The organism is Microcoleus sp. Pol11C2 (assembly GCF_036701505.1).
Taxonomy (GTDB): Bacteria; Cyanobacteriota; Cyanobacteriia; order Cyanobacteriales; family Microcoleaceae; genus Microcoleus.
This window is the reverse complement of sequence record NZ_JAUBQX010000030.1, coordinates 32,315-48,745: the sequence shown is the minus strand read 5'-3', so window position 1 is coordinate 48,745 and position 16,431 is coordinate 32,315. Positions and strand designations below refer to the sequence as shown.

At 46.6% G+C, this 16,431-nt stretch carries 12 protein-coding genes; 6 read left to right on the top strand and 6 right to left on the bottom strand.

The window, feature by feature from the left end:
• Positions 1–32: 32 nt before the first annotated feature.
• The 3 genes from QUA42_RS17615 to QUA42_RS17605 form a co-directional block, all read right to left on the bottom strand.
• Positions 33–2,687: a C39 family peptidase gene (locus QUA42_RS17615; RefSeq protein ID WP_333138651.1), complete on the bottom strand. Its 2,655-nt coding sequence runs from the start codon at positions 2,685–2,687 to the stop codon at positions 33–35.
• Between the two features lie 434 nt (positions 2,688–3,121).
• Positions 3,122–3,562 carry a peroxiredoxin gene (locus QUA42_RS17610; protein WP_333062778.1) on the bottom strand — a complete coding sequence of 147 codons (441 nt, stop codon included), beginning with the start codon at positions 3,560–3,562 and terminating at the stop codon, positions 3,122–3,124.
• A 329-nt stretch (positions 3,563–3,891) separates the two neighbouring features.
• Positions 3,892–5,382 carry a catalase gene (locus QUA42_RS17605; protein WP_333138649.1) on the bottom strand — a complete coding sequence of 497 codons (1,491 nt, stop codon included), beginning with the start codon at positions 5,380–5,382 and terminating at the stop codon, positions 3,892–3,894.
• Positions 5,383–5,556: 174 nt separating this feature from the next.
• On the opposite strand from QUA42_RS17605, the gene QUA42_RS17600 reads away from it, so the two are divergent.
• The 6 genes from QUA42_RS17600 (at position 5,557) to ileS (ending at position 12,062) form a co-directional block, all read left to right on the top strand.
• Positions 5,557–5,805 (top strand): hypothetical protein, encoded by a 249-nt coding sequence (locus QUA42_RS17600; protein ID WP_333138648.1) that lies wholly within the window; start codon positions 5,557–5,559, stop codon positions 5,803–5,805.
• Positions 5,806–6,188: 383 nt separating this feature from the next.
• Complete coding sequence (locus QUA42_RS17595; RefSeq protein ID WP_333138646.1) at positions 6,189–6,506, top strand: DUF433 domain-containing protein; 318 nt, start codon at positions 6,189–6,191, stop codon at positions 6,504–6,506.
• A complete protein-coding gene (locus QUA42_RS17590) occupies positions 6,499–6,831 on the top strand; it encodes a DUF5615 family PIN-like protein (protein ID WP_333138644.1) in 333 nt (110 codons plus the stop codon). Before QUA42_RS17595 ends, QUA42_RS17590 begins: the two co-directional genes overlap by 8 nt.
• 170 nt (positions 6,832–7,001) lie before the next feature.
• Positions 7,002–7,412 carry an Npun_F0494 family protein gene (locus tag QUA42_RS17585; RefSeq protein WP_190732852.1) on the top strand — a complete coding sequence of 137 codons (411 nt, stop codon included), beginning with the start codon at positions 7,002–7,004 and terminating at the stop codon, positions 7,410–7,412.
• A 228-nt stretch (positions 7,413–7,640) separates the two neighbouring features.
• Positions 7,641–8,204 carry a Uma2 family endonuclease gene (locus QUA42_RS17580; RefSeq protein WP_333138641.1) on the top strand — a complete coding sequence of 188 codons (564 nt, stop codon included), beginning with the start codon at positions 7,641–7,643 and terminating at the stop codon, positions 8,202–8,204.
• A gap of 261 nt (positions 8,205–8,465) precedes the next feature.
• Entirely contained in the window at positions 8,466–12,062 is a 3,597-nt protein-coding gene (gene ileS / locus QUA42_RS17575; RefSeq protein WP_333138639.1) for an isoleucine--tRNA ligase, read from the top strand.
• An 83-nt stretch (positions 12,063–12,145) separates the two neighbouring features.
• Here the strand turns inward: ileS and QUA42_RS17570 are convergent, their stop codons facing one another.
• From QUA42_RS17570 to QUA42_RS17560, 3 genes are all read right to left on the bottom strand, one after another.
• On the bottom strand, positions 12,146–12,442 hold the full coding sequence (locus QUA42_RS17570) for a hypothetical protein (RefSeq protein WP_333138637.1): 297 nt from the start codon (positions 12,440–12,442) through the stop codon (positions 12,146–12,148).
• An 84-nt stretch (positions 12,443–12,526) separates the two neighbouring features.
• Positions 12,527–13,039, bottom strand: coding sequence for a dihydrofolate reductase family protein (locus QUA42_RS17565; RefSeq protein ID WP_333138635.1), 513 nt, complete (start codon positions 13,037–13,039; stop codon positions 12,527–12,529).
• A 66-nt stretch (positions 13,040–13,105) separates the two neighbouring features.
• On the bottom strand, positions 13,106–16,270 hold the full coding sequence (locus QUA42_RS17560; RefSeq protein WP_333138633.1) for a leucine-rich repeat domain-containing protein: 3,165 nt from the start codon (positions 16,268–16,270) through the stop codon (positions 13,106–13,108).
• Positions 16,271–16,431: the final 161 nt, after the last annotated feature.

The window sequence follows — 16,431 nt, the reverse complement described above, 5'->3', positions numbered from 1 at the left end:
AGTGCCACACAAATTGCAAACCGTAGAGTAGATTATGGATAGATAAAATGCGCCCACACATTCCCATCTGGCCCAGCAACTTGATTGACGTAACTGTAGGGATACATCAACTTTCTCCCCTCTGTATCGCTGTAACCAGTGAGTGCATCTCCCCAAGGATCTTGCACGATATAACCCTGAGAATTGTAGCCAATTACAGTAAGAATGTGACCGGCAGCAGTAAAATCTCCGGCTAAAACTACTGGCCGCCGATTCAGCAATTCCGATCGCACATCGGCCCATTGGCGAGTCGTACTAAAACTCGTTTTAAACCCGTAAGCTTGAATCAGCGCCGAAAGCACACTGTGATCCGTTTGAGAACCCTGGCCGGCATAATCGAAACACCACTGCAACAACTCATCCTCCAACTGTCCGCCCCACTCAGAACGAAGGCCATAATAATAAAGCACCATGGCGATCGAAGTTACGTTGCAAGTAGACCAGTCAAAACGCGGATTGTCCCGCTGCGAAAAATAGGGCACGTTCAATTCCACATTGTTCGGAACCGGATCGAAAATCTTATCTCCCCGCTTGAACTGAACAAAACTAGAAAAAACATAACCTGTATTGCCAAAATTCGGCAGTTCTTCAGTCAGGGAAACTTTTAGGTGAGATCCTTCCGCACCGTAGCTGTTCACGCCGTAAACTCGACCTAAAGGCAGCGTAGTTTTCTCGGTACTGCTCAGGCTAGCAGCATCTAGCGGCCGTTTTTTAAAGACAGTTGCTTGCAGGATTGTCATCGTCAAAGCGTCCGGGTCAAAGGGAACTTCTTTGCCGTCTTTTTTAATTTTAACGTCCTGCCAATAAATAAATCCGATATTGCCGAAACCGGGAATAGATTCGGCAAGAGTTACTCGGAAATGCCCCAAAATGCAGGCATAACCAGTAATGGCATAGGTAGTGCCTAAAAGTAGGTCAGCCATTTGATCAGCCAGCAGTTTCGATGAATCTTCTGGTTTAGCTTTAATCTGAGTTGTTTGAGTTACCAAAAGTTGAGCGCTGACGTTGCTATTCGGTACGTCAGCCAGGTTAAATTTTAGGATTTGAGTACCTTTGGCCAACTGAACGTCGGGTTCATAAAAATAGCCAAAAGTGCCGACAGGCCAAATTGCTGAATCCAGAACCACCTTGAGATGCCCGTCAATAAATCCGTATTTGCTAACGGCCAACGTCTGGCCTGCTTTAACAAAAACTTTTTGCTGACTGTTGAGCCGGGAAGAATCAAGGGGAGCTACCTTAAACAAAGTGTCAGAAACTATCTTTAAGGTCAAACTTCGTCCGACAGTTAGCGGATCGGAAGTTACGGCAATGTAAATTATTTGGCTGCCAGTAACGTTGCCTTTGCTGTCAGTGGCTCGCAACCTGAGCCACCGAGCTCCCGCTACGCTAAATCCTTTAGACAAATTAACTTGCCAAGTGCTGGTCTCTAGGTTTAGAGTGACGGTTAGGGGAAATGTATCCTCAGCTATCACGTCAATTTTTGCTGCTTGTTGCCGATCAAAAGTACCCCGAAGGACGATCGGCTGATTGACTAAAACTTCTGACGGCCCTTGATAAGTTAAATTCACAGCGGGATTAAAAGATTTGCCACCGCGGCTGAATTGCACAAAATCGGGATAAATGAAACCTGTATTGCCAAATTGTGGCAAATTCTCGGTCAGTGAGACCTTAATGTGGCTTTGTTCGATCAAGAATCCGGCAATTCCGTAAATCATTCCCGCCGGCAAGGTAATTTTTTCTTGGGGTGGCAGGCTAGCGGCATTTAGCGGGCGCTTTTTCAACACAGTGGTTTTGATGATTGTCATCGTAACTGCATTTCTATCATACTCAATTCCCCTGCCGTCTCGCAAAATTTGGACGTGCAGCCAGTACACGAATCCCGAAGTTCCTAAGTTAGGAACTGCCCGAGCAAAAGCGACTCGGAAATGGTTTTCCACGCAAGCGTAGCCGAGAAGATTAAAAGTTTCTCCCGCGTTAAATTGTAATTTCTGAGTTGATCCTAAAGTTCCAGAATCTGCGGGGGTGAACTTTAACCAGGTCTTTTTGATAACCCACAGTAACTGCATTCCCGGCGGCGGGGTCGGCAACTCGGCGCGATCGAATATGAGAATTGTTGCGCCGTTGGTTATGAGTACGTGTTTTTCGTAGAAAAAGCCGGAATTTCCCACCGGATAAATTGGATTATTTAGTTGAACATTCAGATGTCCATCTTCTAACTCGTAGTCGCTAACTTGATAAATTTTCCCTGATGGTATGTCCGCTTTTTGCAGCTCGTTGAGATTGGTAGCGGGCAGCGTTCCGGCTTTAAATTTGGTATCTGTGAGAGTAATTAACGTGAAAAATTGAGCGGGTGACTGAGAAGCAGGATTAACTTTGATGTTAATTGTTTGTTGGCCGATAACTTTGCCTGTCTTATCACTTGCCCTCACCTGCAGTGTGCGAGTTCCTGCGCTATCGAATCCTTTTTCTAAACTGATGTTCCAAATGCCTCTAGAGGGATTTATCCCTACATTCAGGGCATTGGAGCCTTCTGTTGCTGAAATCGCTGCCACTAGATTTTTGTCAAAAGTGCCAACTAAGACCGCGGCTCTATTGACCTCAATTTCTCGCGGGCCTAAGTAACTTAAAATAATGTTGCTGTTTGTCATTATATATCCCCCTACCTACTTAATTATTCAGCTAAAGCAAGGATAACTTCTGATTTTATTAAACACAATGACCTGAACCAGGACAAAATCGCCCCTAGATTTACCCTACGGGCGGTTAATGCCTTTTCCAGCATAAGTTTTTAATTATTGGCGGGAGTGGCGCCACAAATCTAACTTTAGGCGTACAATGAACACCTTAACCGAATATATGCCTGGTTGAGAGGATTTGTGGTGCAAGTTTTGAGGGAAGGAATTTAGTTCGAGTAAGTTGCTTCCCCATGTACCTTTGACCCCTCACTTCCTGAGTCAGGACTTACGAAAAAAACCCGGTTCCTAGGACAATATTGCCTATAGCAACGACGCATCTAGGAAGAAACCGGGTTTTTAGCCGTTTGGTGCGTGTAGGAGTGTTAGTGCGATCGGCTAAACTTCGACTAAACTATGGTGACAAGAATATCTTGAGCGTGAGTGTCAACTTTCATGGTTTCGCCCTCATAAACTTGAATGATTTTGCCAGTACCGTCGATGACGAAAGTAACGCGCTTGGCATAATCGCCTTTCTCGACATCGTAAGCTTTGGTAATCGTGCCATCAACATCTGCTAATAGCTGAAAAGGTAAACCGTATTTCTCTGTGAACTTTTGGTGCGACTCTTCGTTGTCTCGGCTGACACCGAGAACTACAAGATCTTTGCCCTTGTATTCTTCATAAGCTGCTTTAAAGCTTTGGGCTTGTCTTGTGCAACCGGGGGTGTCATCTTTCGGGTAGAAATACAAGATTACGGTTTTACCTGCGAATTGGGACAGGGAGACTGTGTTGCCATTAGTGTCTTTGGCGGTAAATTGAGGGGCAGCGCACCCAACTGGTAATGTCATAGTTTTGTTTCCCTTGTTTGGTTTTTCTTGCAGTTCCTCAACTTATTTTAGTTGGTTCTGTCGCTTTGCAAGAGACCTTTGTAAAAAATCACGATCGCCCCCAACTCCATGACGTTAAGCTTTACTGCATTTAGCTTGCACCTAAGACGCGGGCTAAGAGTGCCTATTACACGCATAGTTTCAATAGACATCTGCTTTTAAGCAGATGTCTATTAAATGTTCTCAGATTCTAAGCTATTACGCATCTAAATTGAATAGAAAGAGGGGCTTTCTTACCCATCCGACAATCCGATCGGACAAACTGACTGTCAAATTAGATGCGTAGCAGCTTACACACCAACCGGTTGACCAGCAGCGGGCATCATAGACGGATCGATCGCAATTCCCAAACCTTCTGCAACTTGGCGGCCGTAATTCGGATCGGCGCGGAAAAAATGGCACAATTGGCGCATCTGAATCTCCGATTTTGCTGCACTCAAACTTTCCACAATGTTAGCGATCAGCCGCTGCTGTGCGTCGGGTTTCATCAAGCGATAGAGGTCTCCTGCTTGGGTGTAATCGTCATTTCCCTGACGGTGATCGTAGCGATCGACTTTGACATTTCCTAAGTCCCAAGCTGGGTCAGCATAAACACAGTTTTGCTTCGGCGCATCCTCGTGGCTGTTGGGTTCGTAGTTGGGCCCGCTACCACCGTTGTTACCCGGTGCCATTGCGCCATCCCGTTGATAGTGCATCACCGGACACTTTGGTTGATTGACAGGCAATTGCTGATAGTTTGCACCCAGACGGTAGCGTTGAGCATCTGGATAAGACATGATGCGAGATTGCAGCACTTTGTCGGGAGAGAAGCTAATACCTGGAACGACATTAGAAGGAGAAAATGCCGCCTGTTCCACCTCAGCAAAAAAGTTTTGTGGATTGCGATTGAGTTCAAGAATTCCCACGTCAATTAACGGAAACTCTGAGTGCTTCCACACTTTTGTCAAGTCAAAAGGGTTTTCGCGATACTCTGCGGCTTGGGCCTCGGTCATTACTTGAATGCAAAACCGCCATTTGGGATAATTACCTTGCTCGATCGCCTCAAACAAATCGCGAGTCGCATGATCGGGGTCTTTGCCTTTGATCTGCGTCGCTTCTTCGGCGGTGAAATTATCAATACCTTGCATGGTTTTGAAGTGGAATTTGCACCAAACCCGTTCGCCTTGAGCATTTATTAGGCTGAAGGTATGGCTGCCAAAACCGTCCATGTGGCGGTGGCTTTTCGGCGTACCGCGATCGGAAAACAGAATAGTTATTTGATGCAAAGCTTCTGGACTTAGCGACCAGAAATCCCACTTCGCGTCAGCATCTTTGAGATGCGTTTGGGGATGGCGCTTTTGGGTGTGGATCAAATCAGGGAATTTGAGCGGATCGCGGATGAAGAAAACAGGCGTGTTATTGCCTACTAAATCCCAGTTGCCTTCTTCGGTGTAGAACTTCATCGAAAAACCTCTGGGGTCACGTTCGGCATCCGCTGAACCTTGTTCGCCGCCTACTGTAGAGAAACGGAGGAGAACCTGAGTTTCTTTGCCAACTTCTGAGAATAGCTGAGCTTTGGTGTAGCGAGTAATGTCATTGGTGACGGTAAACGTGCCAAATGCAGCGGCTCCTTTTGCATGGACAACGCGCTCAGGAATGCGTTCCCGGTTGAAGTGAGCCAGTTTTTCCATCAGGTGAAAATCCTGCATGAGGATAGGCCCGCGTTCACCAGCAGTCAAGGAATTCTGGTTATCTGCAACCGGAATTCCGCTAGCGGTTGTCAATGTTTTGTCTTCTGTCATAGTGGGTAAATTGATTGTTCTATCCTAAGTATTCTATACCTTTATGGGGCCCAGGTGTTTCTGCGGAGGTTATTCTCAGATTGGCGATTTTGTGTTAAATTATTAGTGTTTTTTCAAAATTTGGTGATTCAATTAAAACTAATTTTTCAATAAAACATGATTGATTTCTAAACTGTGCTTCTCCGGAAAAGTGCTGATTATTGGATTTCTTTGTGTTTAGAAAATGGCTGGGTGGGACAAGGCAATACTCCCGAACAATCTATTGATAAACTTAAACAAGCTATTGAGTCATTTTCCGAAGTATATGAAGCAGAGTATGATGTTTATTTCTGCCCTCTTTCTATTAATAGATTACACGAATTTCTGACTTTAGAAGATGCAAGATTTTCAAACACTTATGAAGTAAGAAAAGTTTATGCCTAAAAACCTTCCATCTTTAAAACCTAAAGCATTAATTAAGATTTGAGAAGAAAACGGATGTCAGTTTTACCTAGAGGGGAAAGAAGATCATCGTTTGTATATGCGTGAATTGAAGGCGGAAAAAGGATTGTTCCGATGGATATCGGTGCTGGGGAAATGTCACCAGCTTATGCGGTGCGGATTTTCAGGCAATTTGGGTTTACCGATCCAGAAATTGAAGGGATGATTAGTTAAGTCCGCATTAATATGCTCCCTGCTTGGCGGTTTCAACATTGGGAGTAGTCATCTTTGCCACTCAGAAAACCGATCGCCTAAAATGGTTTTTACAGCCAAACTCGTCTAACCTGTCCTAAAATAGAAGACATATCCTATATTAATTGCCTACCATGTCGATTGCCGTCATTCAAGAACATATCGAAATCACCCCAGGAATCTGTGGGGGAAAACCCCGTATCGCCGGACATCGCATCCGAGTTCAGGATATAGTTGTTTGGCACGAACAAATGGGAATGTCACCAGACGAAATTCTGTATCACTATCCGAGTATTACTTTATCTGATATCTATGCAGCTTTAGCCTATTATCACGATCGTCGAGATGAAATTCGCTCCGCAATCGAAGCAGATGCAGAATTTGCCAGCCAATTGAAAGCTCAAACCCCATCGCTATTGCAACAAAAATTAAAAAATCGTCAACATGGCTAAGATAAAATTTCATATTGACGAAAATATAACTCTTGCAATAGGAAATGGATTGCGAAGACGTGGAATTGATGTCACCACAACTCCAGAACAAGGAATGATCGGGCAATCCGACGAACAACAATTAGCCTTTGCCCTGTCTCAAGAGCGAGTAATTTTTACCCAAGATACGGATTTTTTAAGACTGCATCATGCAGGTTTGTCTCACGCGGGTATTGTTTACTGTCCGCAAACCAGTAAATCAATTGGGGAAATTTTGCAAGGATTAGTATTAATTTGGGAGGTACTGAATGCTGAAGAAATGAACAATCATTTGGAGTATTTGTAAAAATAGGCGATCGCCCAGCGACGATAAGCACTTGCAACCTGAGTATTCATCATACGCCAGTTGGGACTCTGTTGAGCCTCTATCATAATTTAGGTAAATTTGTGAGAAATCTACTCTCTTGACTATAAATAGGTGATGATAAAAGTAGTAGCTACTCAAAAGTTCTCTCAATGACTTTTATCCCATCCGAAGCGTTTAAATCTATTAGTTATCCCGATCGCACCGTAAAAAGAGCCGATCGCGCCGTCCGGTGCAGCCCTTTTCAATTACACTTCTTCCAGACCATCCGCGATAACAGTGTTTTCCTAACTGCCATCGCCTCAAATTCCGGTGTCGAAAGCGGCTACACCCGATCGCCCGTATCCGAACTCGTAGCCGAAAACTCCCTGCTGTGGCTGATCCAAGTCGGCGTGTTGCGGCGAGAAGTAGACGGACAAGGGATTACCGACAGTTTTCGCCTCACGCCCCTGGGCCGCCAACTCGTGGAAAAATGGGAACAGGAAGGACAGGGAGTGCCGGCGGCGTCATTGTGCGATCGCATGGGAAATGCCGTTAGCCGCGGGTTGGGAGTATTTCTATAACCTTTTCTTGCTAGAGTCCGACAGGGAATGAATTCCCTGTCTCATAGCGAAAGTCCTCTGAAAGAGGACTGGGGCTTGTTTTTTTTCTCGTAGAATCCCATAAGAAAATTTACTCTTTTTTGTGAAACAGGCATCTTGCCTGTTCTTAAAAATGGTGCAAGATGTGAATATAAATTAAATGCACCATCGCTTAACTAATACAAATTAAACTTAAATCAAATAAAAATAATGGTTCAAACCGCTTCTCAACGTTTGAGTCTCGATGAATTTCTGCAACTGTCGGAAACCAAACCCGCTAGCGAATTCATCGACGGTCAAATTATCGAGAAACCTATGCCCCAAGGAAAACACAGCACAATTCAAAGCGATTTGGGCGCTGACATCAACCGGGTACTCAAACCCCAACGCATCGCCCGCGCTTATCCTGAATTGCGCTGTACCTTTGGTGGTCGATCGACAGTACCCGATCTTGCAGTCTTTACCTGGGAACGCATCCCCCGCGACGAAAACGGCGAAGTAGCCGACACTTTCGCCATCGCCCCCGACTGGACAATCGAAATTCTTTCCCCCGACCAAAGTCAAACTAAAGTCGTCCGCAACATTCTCCACAGTCTCGCCCACGGGACTCAGATGGGCTGGCTGATTGACCCGGAAGAAGAAGTGGTATTTGTCTATTTTGCCGATCGCACCATAGCAGTTTTTGAAGAACCGGGCGATCGCATCCCCGTTCCAACCTTTGCCGAATCCTTCAATCTCACCGTTGGTGAAATGTTCAGTTGGCTGACTCAGTAGCGCCACCTCGATTTATGAATGATTTAACCGCAGAGGGCGCAGAGGGCGCAGAGGAAGAGAAGAGAGGTATCTACGGATTTGGTTCGATCTAATGTGCGGTCGATCGCTTATACTAAAATATCTGGTTGTCAGCTCTTCAATGACGAGAGATGACTAAAGTTGTCACTACAAACTTAATTATGATTATTTAACCGGGCTTGATATCATCTCTCAAATAACCGCTAACTACTAACAACTAACTACATAAAACGTTTCTCAAAAATGGAAGCTAAATCTTACAAAGACACGGTAAACCTGCCCAAAACCAAGTTTGATATGCGCGCCAACGCCGTCAAACGGGAACCAGAATTGCAACAATTTTGGGCAGATCAAGAAATCTACGATCGCCTTTCGGAAAATAACCCAGGCGATTTGTTCATCCTCCACGACGGGCCCCCCTACGCCAACGGACAACTTCACATCGGCCACGCCCTCAATAAAATCCTCAAAGACTTTATCAACCGCTACCAAATGCTGCGCGGCAAAAAAGTCCGCTACGTGCCCGGTTGGGATTGTCACGGATTGCCGATCGAACTTAAAGTATTGCAAAACATGAAATCGGACGATCGGCTAAATCTTACCCCGATCGAACTCCGCCACAAAGCCGCCACCTTCGCGCAGCAAACAATGGAACAGCAGCGCGAATCCTTCCAGCGCTACGGCGTTTGGGGCGACTGGAAACACCCGTATTTAACCATGAAACCCGAATACGAAGCCGCTCAAATCGGCGTTTTCGGTCAAATGGTGCTCAAAGGCTACATCTACCGGGGCTTCAAACCTGTTCACTGGAGTCCGAGCTCGAAAACAGCCCTCGCCGAAGCGGAATTGGAATATCCCGAAGGCCACACGTCGCGCAGCATCTACGTCGGCTTTCATGTGAGAAAATTGTCAAAATCCTTGCAGACGAAGCTCAAGCGCTATATGCCGAGCCTCTGGGCGGCGATTTGGACGACTACCCCCTGGACGATTCCGGCAAACTTGGCGATCGCAGTCAATCCCGAACTGACTTATGCGGTGGTGGAACCGCCGGCAAATTCCCACATCGCACAACAATTTATGTTAGTAGCTGTCGATGCGGTCGATCGGCTATCGGCAACTTTCAACACTGAATTAAAAATACTGGCAACCTTCAAAGGCAAAGAATTAGAAGGTTGCAGCTACAAACACCCGCTGTTCGATCGCGAAAGTCCAATTGTTGTCGGCGGTGACTACATTACTGCTGATTCAGGAACCGGATTGGTGCACACCGCACCGGGACACGGACAAGAAGACTTTATCGTCGGAAAACGCTGCGGTTTGCCAGTTTTAACCCCCGTAGACGAGAACGGAAATTTCACCGCAGAAGCAGGACAGTTTGCAGGTTTAAATGTCCTCGGAAACGGCAATGCCGCAGTCATTGATGCCCTTGCAGAAGCAAATTGTTTGATTAAAGAGGAAAGTTACGCTCACTCTTATCCTTACGATTGGCGCACGAAAAAGCCGACCATTTTTCGGGCGACGGAACAGTGGTTTGCCTCCGTTGAAGGGTTCCGAGATGAAGCCTTAAAAGCGATCGCGGATGTGAATTGGATTCCCGCCCAAGGGGAAAATCGGATTACTGCAATGGTGGGCGATCGATCGGATTGGTGTATTTCTCGCCAGCGGACTTGGGGCGTTCCCATTCCCGTATTCTACGACGAAGAAACCAACGAACCGCTGTTAAATGAAGAAACGATCGCCCATGTGCAGGCCATCTTTGCCGAGAAAGGTTCCGATGCTTGGTGGGAATTGTCGATCGCCGAATTGCTGCCGGAATCTTACCGCAATAACGGCCGCACTTACCGCAAGGGAACCGACACGATGGATGTGTGGTTTGACTCGGGTTCTTCTTGGGCCGCAGTTGCCCAAGGGCGATCGGAATTAAACTATCCTGCTGATATCTATTTGGAAGGTTCAGACCAACACCGCGGCTGGTTTCAATCGAGTTTGCTGACCAGTGTAGCAACAAACGGCGTCGCTCCTTACAAAACAGTTTTGACTCACGGTTTTGTGCTGGATGAAAAAGGCCGCAAGATGAGCAAATCTGAAGGCAATGTCGTCGATCCAGCAGCCGTAATTAAGGAATATGGAGCCGATGTTTTGCGGTTGTGGGTGTCTTCGGTAGACTACTCGGCAGACGTGCCTTTGGGCAAAAACATTCTCAAACAGCAATCGGATGTGTACCGCAAAATTCGCAACACAGCTAAGTTTTTGCTGGGCAATTTGCACGACTTCGACCCCGCAAAAGATGCCGTTGCTTACGAGGAATTGCCGGAACTAGACCGCTATATGCTGCACAGAATGTGCGAAGTATTTGCGGAAGTTCAAGATGCTTTTGAAAGCTTCCAATTTTCCCGATTCTTCCAAACTGTGCAGAATTTCTGCACGGTAGATCTATCGAACTTTTACTTGGATATTGCCAAAGACAGACTTTACATCAGCGCGACAGATACCCTTCGCCGCCGCAGTTGTCAGACGGTGATTGCAATTGCTGTGGAGAATTTAGCAAGGGCGATCGCACCTGTTTTGTGTCACATGGCTGAGGATATTTGGCAGTACCTTCCCTATCCGACTCCGTACAAGTCAGTATTTGAAGCCGGCTGGGTGCAAATTGATGCTTCATGGCACAATCCAGAATTGGCTACTCGCTGGCAGTATTTGCGACAAGTGCGCGGCGAAGTTAACAAGGTTTTGGAAAAAGCCCGGATGGAAAAGGCGATAGGTTCTTCTTTGGAAGCTAAGGTTTTGGTGTATGTTCCCGATGTGGAAAAAAGACAGCAATTGCAAGCTTTGAATCCCAGCAGCGAAGGATTGGTGGATTATGTGCGATCGCAAAATTCAGTCATAGAGTTAGCGGCAGAGGAGAAAGCAAAAGCAGCACAAGATCGACAGGAAGAACAAGCAGCAAAAGTTGCCAAAGTATTGACAGAAAACACAATCCATGTGAAAGCGGAAACGATCGCACAAAAGAGCGATCGATCTTCTCAGATAGTAGAGTATTCCGCCCCTGAACTGTCGGCTTCAGATTCGCAGCCAATCTTAGATCAAGCGCTCCAATTTGTGGCTAATTTGCCTGAATACGCGGGCAACTTTGTCACAGAATACCAAAAAGTGCTGGTCACACTGGGGCTGTTAGCCTCTGTGGTGATAACGGGCAGAGTAACGCTGGCGATTTTGGATACGATGAATCAGATTCCGCTTTTGGGAGGCTTATTGGAAGTCATCGGCATCTTATTTACAATCTGGTTTGCTTTCCGTCACTTGCTGTTTGCCGCCAACCGTCAACAACTGGCTCAAAAGATTGATTTTATGACAGCAGATGTGGTGGGCCGGACAAGCGGGCTTGTGCTTGCAGAAACAAAGGCGATCGTACTCGCACCGCCACTAGAGACAGCGCTTGTGCTTGTAGAAGAAACACAGGCGGCGATCGTACAAACAGCCCCATTAGAAACGGCGCTTGTAGAAACACCCCAAATCCCGGAACCAGAATTAGTTGCCATCGAGTCCAAACCAGAAATTCCTGCTTCCATAGCGGCAGGGCACGATTCTACAATGACCGGCAAGGGTGTAGACGAACTGCGGTATTTGTTCATTACTTCGGAAGTGGAACTGGTAGAATCGAATGAAATCCTGCAAGAATTGCCGTACAGCTATCAGTCTCCCGAGTTGGCGATTGGTGTAGTGAAAGCAGACGGGGAAAAGTGCGATCGTTGCTGGAATTACTCGACTCACGTCAGCGAGTCGATCGAACATCCGCTAATTTGCGAACGCTGCGTGTCAGCAGTAGACGGCAAATTCTAACGTAGGCTGCGCTTCGGGAAAAATTCTTTAGTTTGTGGTAGCCACATTCAGCCCGAAGCGCACCTTACAATAACTTCATTTGCTTATTGCCGATTAAAAAAACGGCAGACAATTTCACCAGGGTTGTTTTGTCCAAACGCCAAAACAGTTCCATCTTTCTTAACTGTAGTGCGATCGCGGCAATTGTAGACTTCCAGAGGCTGTTTAACTCCATCAACACTCACAATTACCCTGTATTCCCAATAGTTTTTCGCACTGCGTTTGATATCGACAATGCAAATCTCGCGCCCTCGATCATTGCGGCATACAGATGCCTCAGCAGGAAGCGCAACCCACAAAAAAGATATTAATAGCAACAAGCAGCAAAGATATTTCATCATCAGCCAAATTACTAAGTTTTATCTTACGTTTTTTGATAATCAAGGGACAGTATTTTGCAAGCGACTTAGCAATTGGGCGCGCCCTCAAGTGGCGACATCATAAGATAGCTGAACCATACCAGAACTGTATGTCTGACATCCAGTTAGCTGCAAAGCTGTAGTATTTATGGGATTAACAAATAAAGGGATGCCCTCGCCCAAAATAAGCGGATGAACCGAGAGAATAACCTCGTTGACAGAATTTTGGTTGAGGAAATCGCGAATCAGCAGAGCACCTCCCACTAACCAAATATTTTTGCCCTCAAGCAAGCGTAAATCCTTGACAAAGTTCTCTAAGTCGGTTACCACTTCGACATCAGAAGTTGCTTGAAAATCTAGATTTTTCGTAAAAACATAACTCTTTTTTTCCTGGTACGGATACTCGCCAAAAGTTAGAACTTGTTCGTAAGTTTTGCGACCCATGAGAACCGTATCGATGCTATCTAAGAATTTAGTATAACCGTAATTTTGGTCTGTAAACAGCCAGTCAATATCGCCATTCGATCGCGCGATATAACCGTCCAAACTAGATGCAATGTATAGTACAATTTTTCGCATGGCAACACCGAGGTTTTTGGGGCTATTGGGGCGAATATCGCCCCAGTCACCTTAATTTTAAATGATTTAGTGTGCTGACGGTAACTTGAGTTCGATACCCAGCTTTTGACCGACATCGATCGCCGTATTAGCAAAATCAGTCATGCCTGCGATCGGAATAGCGATCGCAGTGGCCGCCCCAATCATTGCAGTAATGCTTTTCTTTAATCTGGCTTTATTCCGTTCGTTTTCCGGTTTCTTAATTTCAGCTTCGACATCTTCAATATCGATAATTATCCCCTCGCGGATGTCTTCAGGAAACTGCGTCACGGTTTCACGCATCGATGAAATCAGTTTCAGAAGTTCGGCGGTATTGGTGTTATTGTTTTGGATGGATTGATTGCCACTAACTTCGGCACTGTTCGACGAACCGCCGATATTTCCGGAAAAGTTAGCACCTTGAAAAGCACCTTGAAAGTTGTTGGTTTCAGAAGAATTTTGAGTCATTTTTGCTTCTGCTTTATTAATAATTGGTCTACTAACAGCTAGTTTAGCGATATCTACAAGGTCGTCATATTCTCTTCCGTATTTTCCCATTTCTCGATCGCCCATTTGGTTTCTGCGCCGAAGTTCGATCGACTCATAGCCATCCAGCAACTGCCGCAAATCGAGTTTGAGTTTGAGTTTGCCGACGCGCACAGTATTCTCGCCCATATCCTCCAGCCCTAGCAATTCATCATAATCCAGCGGATCGGCATCGGGATAACCGGGAACCGGCACCCATTGACTGATTTCCAGATTGGCAAAAGATTTGTGGATTTTGGTAAACGTATCGCGAATCATGCTGAGGAAAGAACGCCGCGTCGATTCCCGCCCGCTAACGGCAATAAAGATTTTCTTATCTTCCGGGTCAGATTTAATCCGGGCGATGTTGTACACCTCAGCGCCCTCCCTGTACTCCAGCATAACCCCCGTGCGCCAGTGGGTGCGGTTGTGGATTTTCTCGTGCATGAGGACGATGAAGCGCGAGAGGATGCTGTCGGGGAGGATGCGGTAGTGATATTGAAATTCCAGGGTGTCGCCTTGGACTTCGGTGTTTTGCGGTTGTTCTTTGGGCAAGATGCCGGGGATGAGGAAAGTCGGCGCGGGACAATGGCTGACGGGGAAGCAGAGTTCAAATTCCTCCATCAAGCCGGTGAGGCAGTGGTAGCGGCGGCGGGGATATTTATTTGAGTCGAGGATGCGGCTGATGTCGGCGTAGGTGAGAATGCCTTTGGTTTTGACTTTGAGTGCGTCGTCGCTGAGGAGGGCATAGATGCCTTCAGTCACCCAGTGGGGATTGAGGATGTTGGTGGATTGCAGGATCGGGTGTTCGCGGAAGTTGAGGACAATGCCCAGGTTGTGCAGCAGTCCGATCAGTTGGGTTTGGTCGGTTTCTTCAAAGATGTTTTCTTTGGCGCAGATGGTGGCGTATTCGCTGATGCTGATGATGTCTTTGTCGAGGCTTTCCAGGCGCTGCTTGACTTGGAACCAGCTTAGCGGCAAAAGATCGTAGACTTCTTTGAGTTCGGAGATTTCCGTGTGGATGGCGCTGCGGAGTTCGTCGATGCCGGTTCCGCTTTCGCAAGAAGTTTCGAGAATCGCTTTGATGTTGGGATATTTGTCGCGCAAGGCTTTGCGGTTGAGATCCAGGGGTTGTTCGTCGCACTTGTTGCCGACGATGATGACGGGGGATGCGTCGCCGAAGCTTTCGATCAGTTTCAGCCAGTATTCGAGGCGGTTTTCGTCTTCGCTGGTGCGGCAGTTGCACACGAGGAGGTAGAGGCTGCGTTTGGTAAGGAAAAATTGGTGGGTGGCGTGGTAGATTTCTTGTCCGCCGAAGTCCCAGACGTTGAGTTTGACGGGTTTGGTGTTGACTGTAATTTTCCAGTCTGTGATGTTGAGTCCGTCGGTTTGGGGCTCGTTGGGGTTGTATTTGTTGTCGGTGAGGCGGTTGATCAGGGAGGTTTTGCCGACGCTGCCTTGCCCGACGAGGAGGACTTTGGCTTCGTTGAGGGGGAGGACTTCGCCGCTGCGGAGTTGGCGCAGGTAGTTGAAGATGGCGGCGGGAGTACCGGGGTTTTTGTTGCCTAGAATTTCTGGAGAAATGGGTAGGGGATTGTGGCGGAGGTCGAGTTTTTCAAGTTTTGGCAGTGTTTCTAAGCATTCAGGAATCTTTTCAATCTGATTATTTCTGAGGTTAAGTTCTGTCAGATTGGATAATTGGGCGATCGCCTCTGGAATTTGGGTAATCTGATTTTCCCAAAGGTAAAGGCGTGTCATATTGGGCAGTTGAACTATCGAATCAGGGATTTGGGTAATTTGATTATTACTGAGGAAAAGCCCTGTTAGATTGGATAGTTGGCCGAGCACTTCTGGGATTTGGCTAATCTGATTTCTAAACAGGGAAAGCTGTCTCAAATTGGAAAGTTGCCCGATCGCATCTGGGATTTGACTAATCTGATTATCACCGAGGAAAAGCCCTATCAGATTGGATAATTGAGCGATCACTTCGGGGATGGAGGTAATCTTATTGCTAATGAGGTTAAGCTGTGTCAGATTCGACAGTTGCCCGAGATCCTCTGGGATGGAGGTAATCTGATTGCGACTCAGGTCAAGCTCTGTCAGATTTGACAGTTGCCCGAGATCCTCTGGGATGACGGTAATCTGATTGTCACTGAGGTCAAGCTTTTTCAGGTTGGACAGTTGGCCGAGATCCTCTGGGATGACGGTAATCTGATTGTCACTGAGGTCAAGCCGTGTCAGATTTGACAGTTGGCCGAGATTTCCTGGGATGACGGTAATCTGATTGTCACTGAGGTCAAGCTTTTTCAGGTTGGACAGTTGGCCGAGATCCTCTGGTATTTCTCTTAAACCAATGCTGGTTAAATCTAAACTCTCTAATTGCTTCATTTCCAGCAGCAATTCTGGAATCCTTCCGAATGGATTGCCACTAAGGTTAATCGATCGCAAATTTCCCAGCGAGCGCAATTCCTCTGGCAGTGTGCTTAATTGATTGGTGATTAGTTGCGAATTCCATAGACAATCAACCATTTCCCATTTTTCCCACTTCCCCAACACCAACGTCTCAAGCTGCGTGCACTTGCCAATCTCCGGCGGCAATTCCTCCAATTCCAGCCCCGCCAAATCCAGTTGGGTCAATTTTTCCTCGGCTGCTTGGTCAATTCGCCGCACTGCTTCCTCTCGCGTCATGCCCTTTGTCTCTCGGTAGGATTGATTTTATTGTGACAGGAATTTTCGCTTGGTGGGGAGTTTCCCGCGCGTCACAATCAAAGAAACCGGGTTTTTTTTTGTTTCTACACTGTCATGCGTCTTCTGGGCAAAAACCCGGTTTCTGAGCGAGGCATCACAAC

Excerpts from the sequence above, each read along its gene's own strand:
- QUA42_RS17615 (WP_333138651.1), bottom strand. The coding sequence starts at position 2,687 with ATGACAAACAGCAACATTATTTTAAGTTACTTAGGCCCGCGAGAAATT.
- QUA42_RS17610 (WP_333062778.1), bottom strand. The coding sequence starts at position 3,562 with ATGACATTACCAGTTGGGTGCGCTGCCCCTCAATTTACCGCCAAAGAC.
- QUA42_RS17605 (WP_333138649.1), bottom strand. The coding sequence starts at position 5,382 with ATGACAGAAGACAAAACATTGACAACCGCTAGCGGAATTCCGGTTGCA.
- QUA42_RS17595 (WP_333138646.1), top strand. The coding sequence starts at position 6,189 with ATGTCGATTGCCGTCATTCAAGAACATATCGAAATCACCCCAGGAATC.
- QUA42_RS17590 (WP_333138644.1), top strand. The coding sequence starts at position 6,499 with ATGGCTAAGATAAAATTTCATATTGACGAAAATATAACTCTTGCAATA.
- QUA42_RS17585 (WP_190732852.1), top strand. The coding sequence starts at position 7,002 with ATGACTTTTATCCCATCCGAAGCGTTTAAATCTATTAGTTATCCCGAT.
- QUA42_RS17580 (WP_333138641.1), top strand. The coding sequence starts at position 7,641 with ATGGTTCAAACCGCTTCTCAACGTTTGAGTCTCGATGAATTTCTGCAA.
- ileS (WP_333138639.1), top strand. The coding sequence starts at position 8,466 with ATGGAAGCTAAATCTTACAAAGACACGGTAAACCTGCCCAAAACCAAG.
- QUA42_RS17570 (WP_333138637.1), bottom strand. The coding sequence starts at position 12,442 with ATGATGAAATATCTTTGCTGCTTGTTGCTATTAATATCTTTTTTGTGG.
- QUA42_RS17565 (WP_333138635.1), bottom strand. The coding sequence starts at position 13,039 with ATGCGAAAAATTGTACTATACATTGCATCTAGTTTGGACGGTTATATC.
- QUA42_RS17560 (WP_333138633.1), bottom strand. The coding sequence starts at position 16,270 with ATGACGCGAGAGGAAGCAGTGCGGCGAATTGACCAAGCAGCCGAGGAA.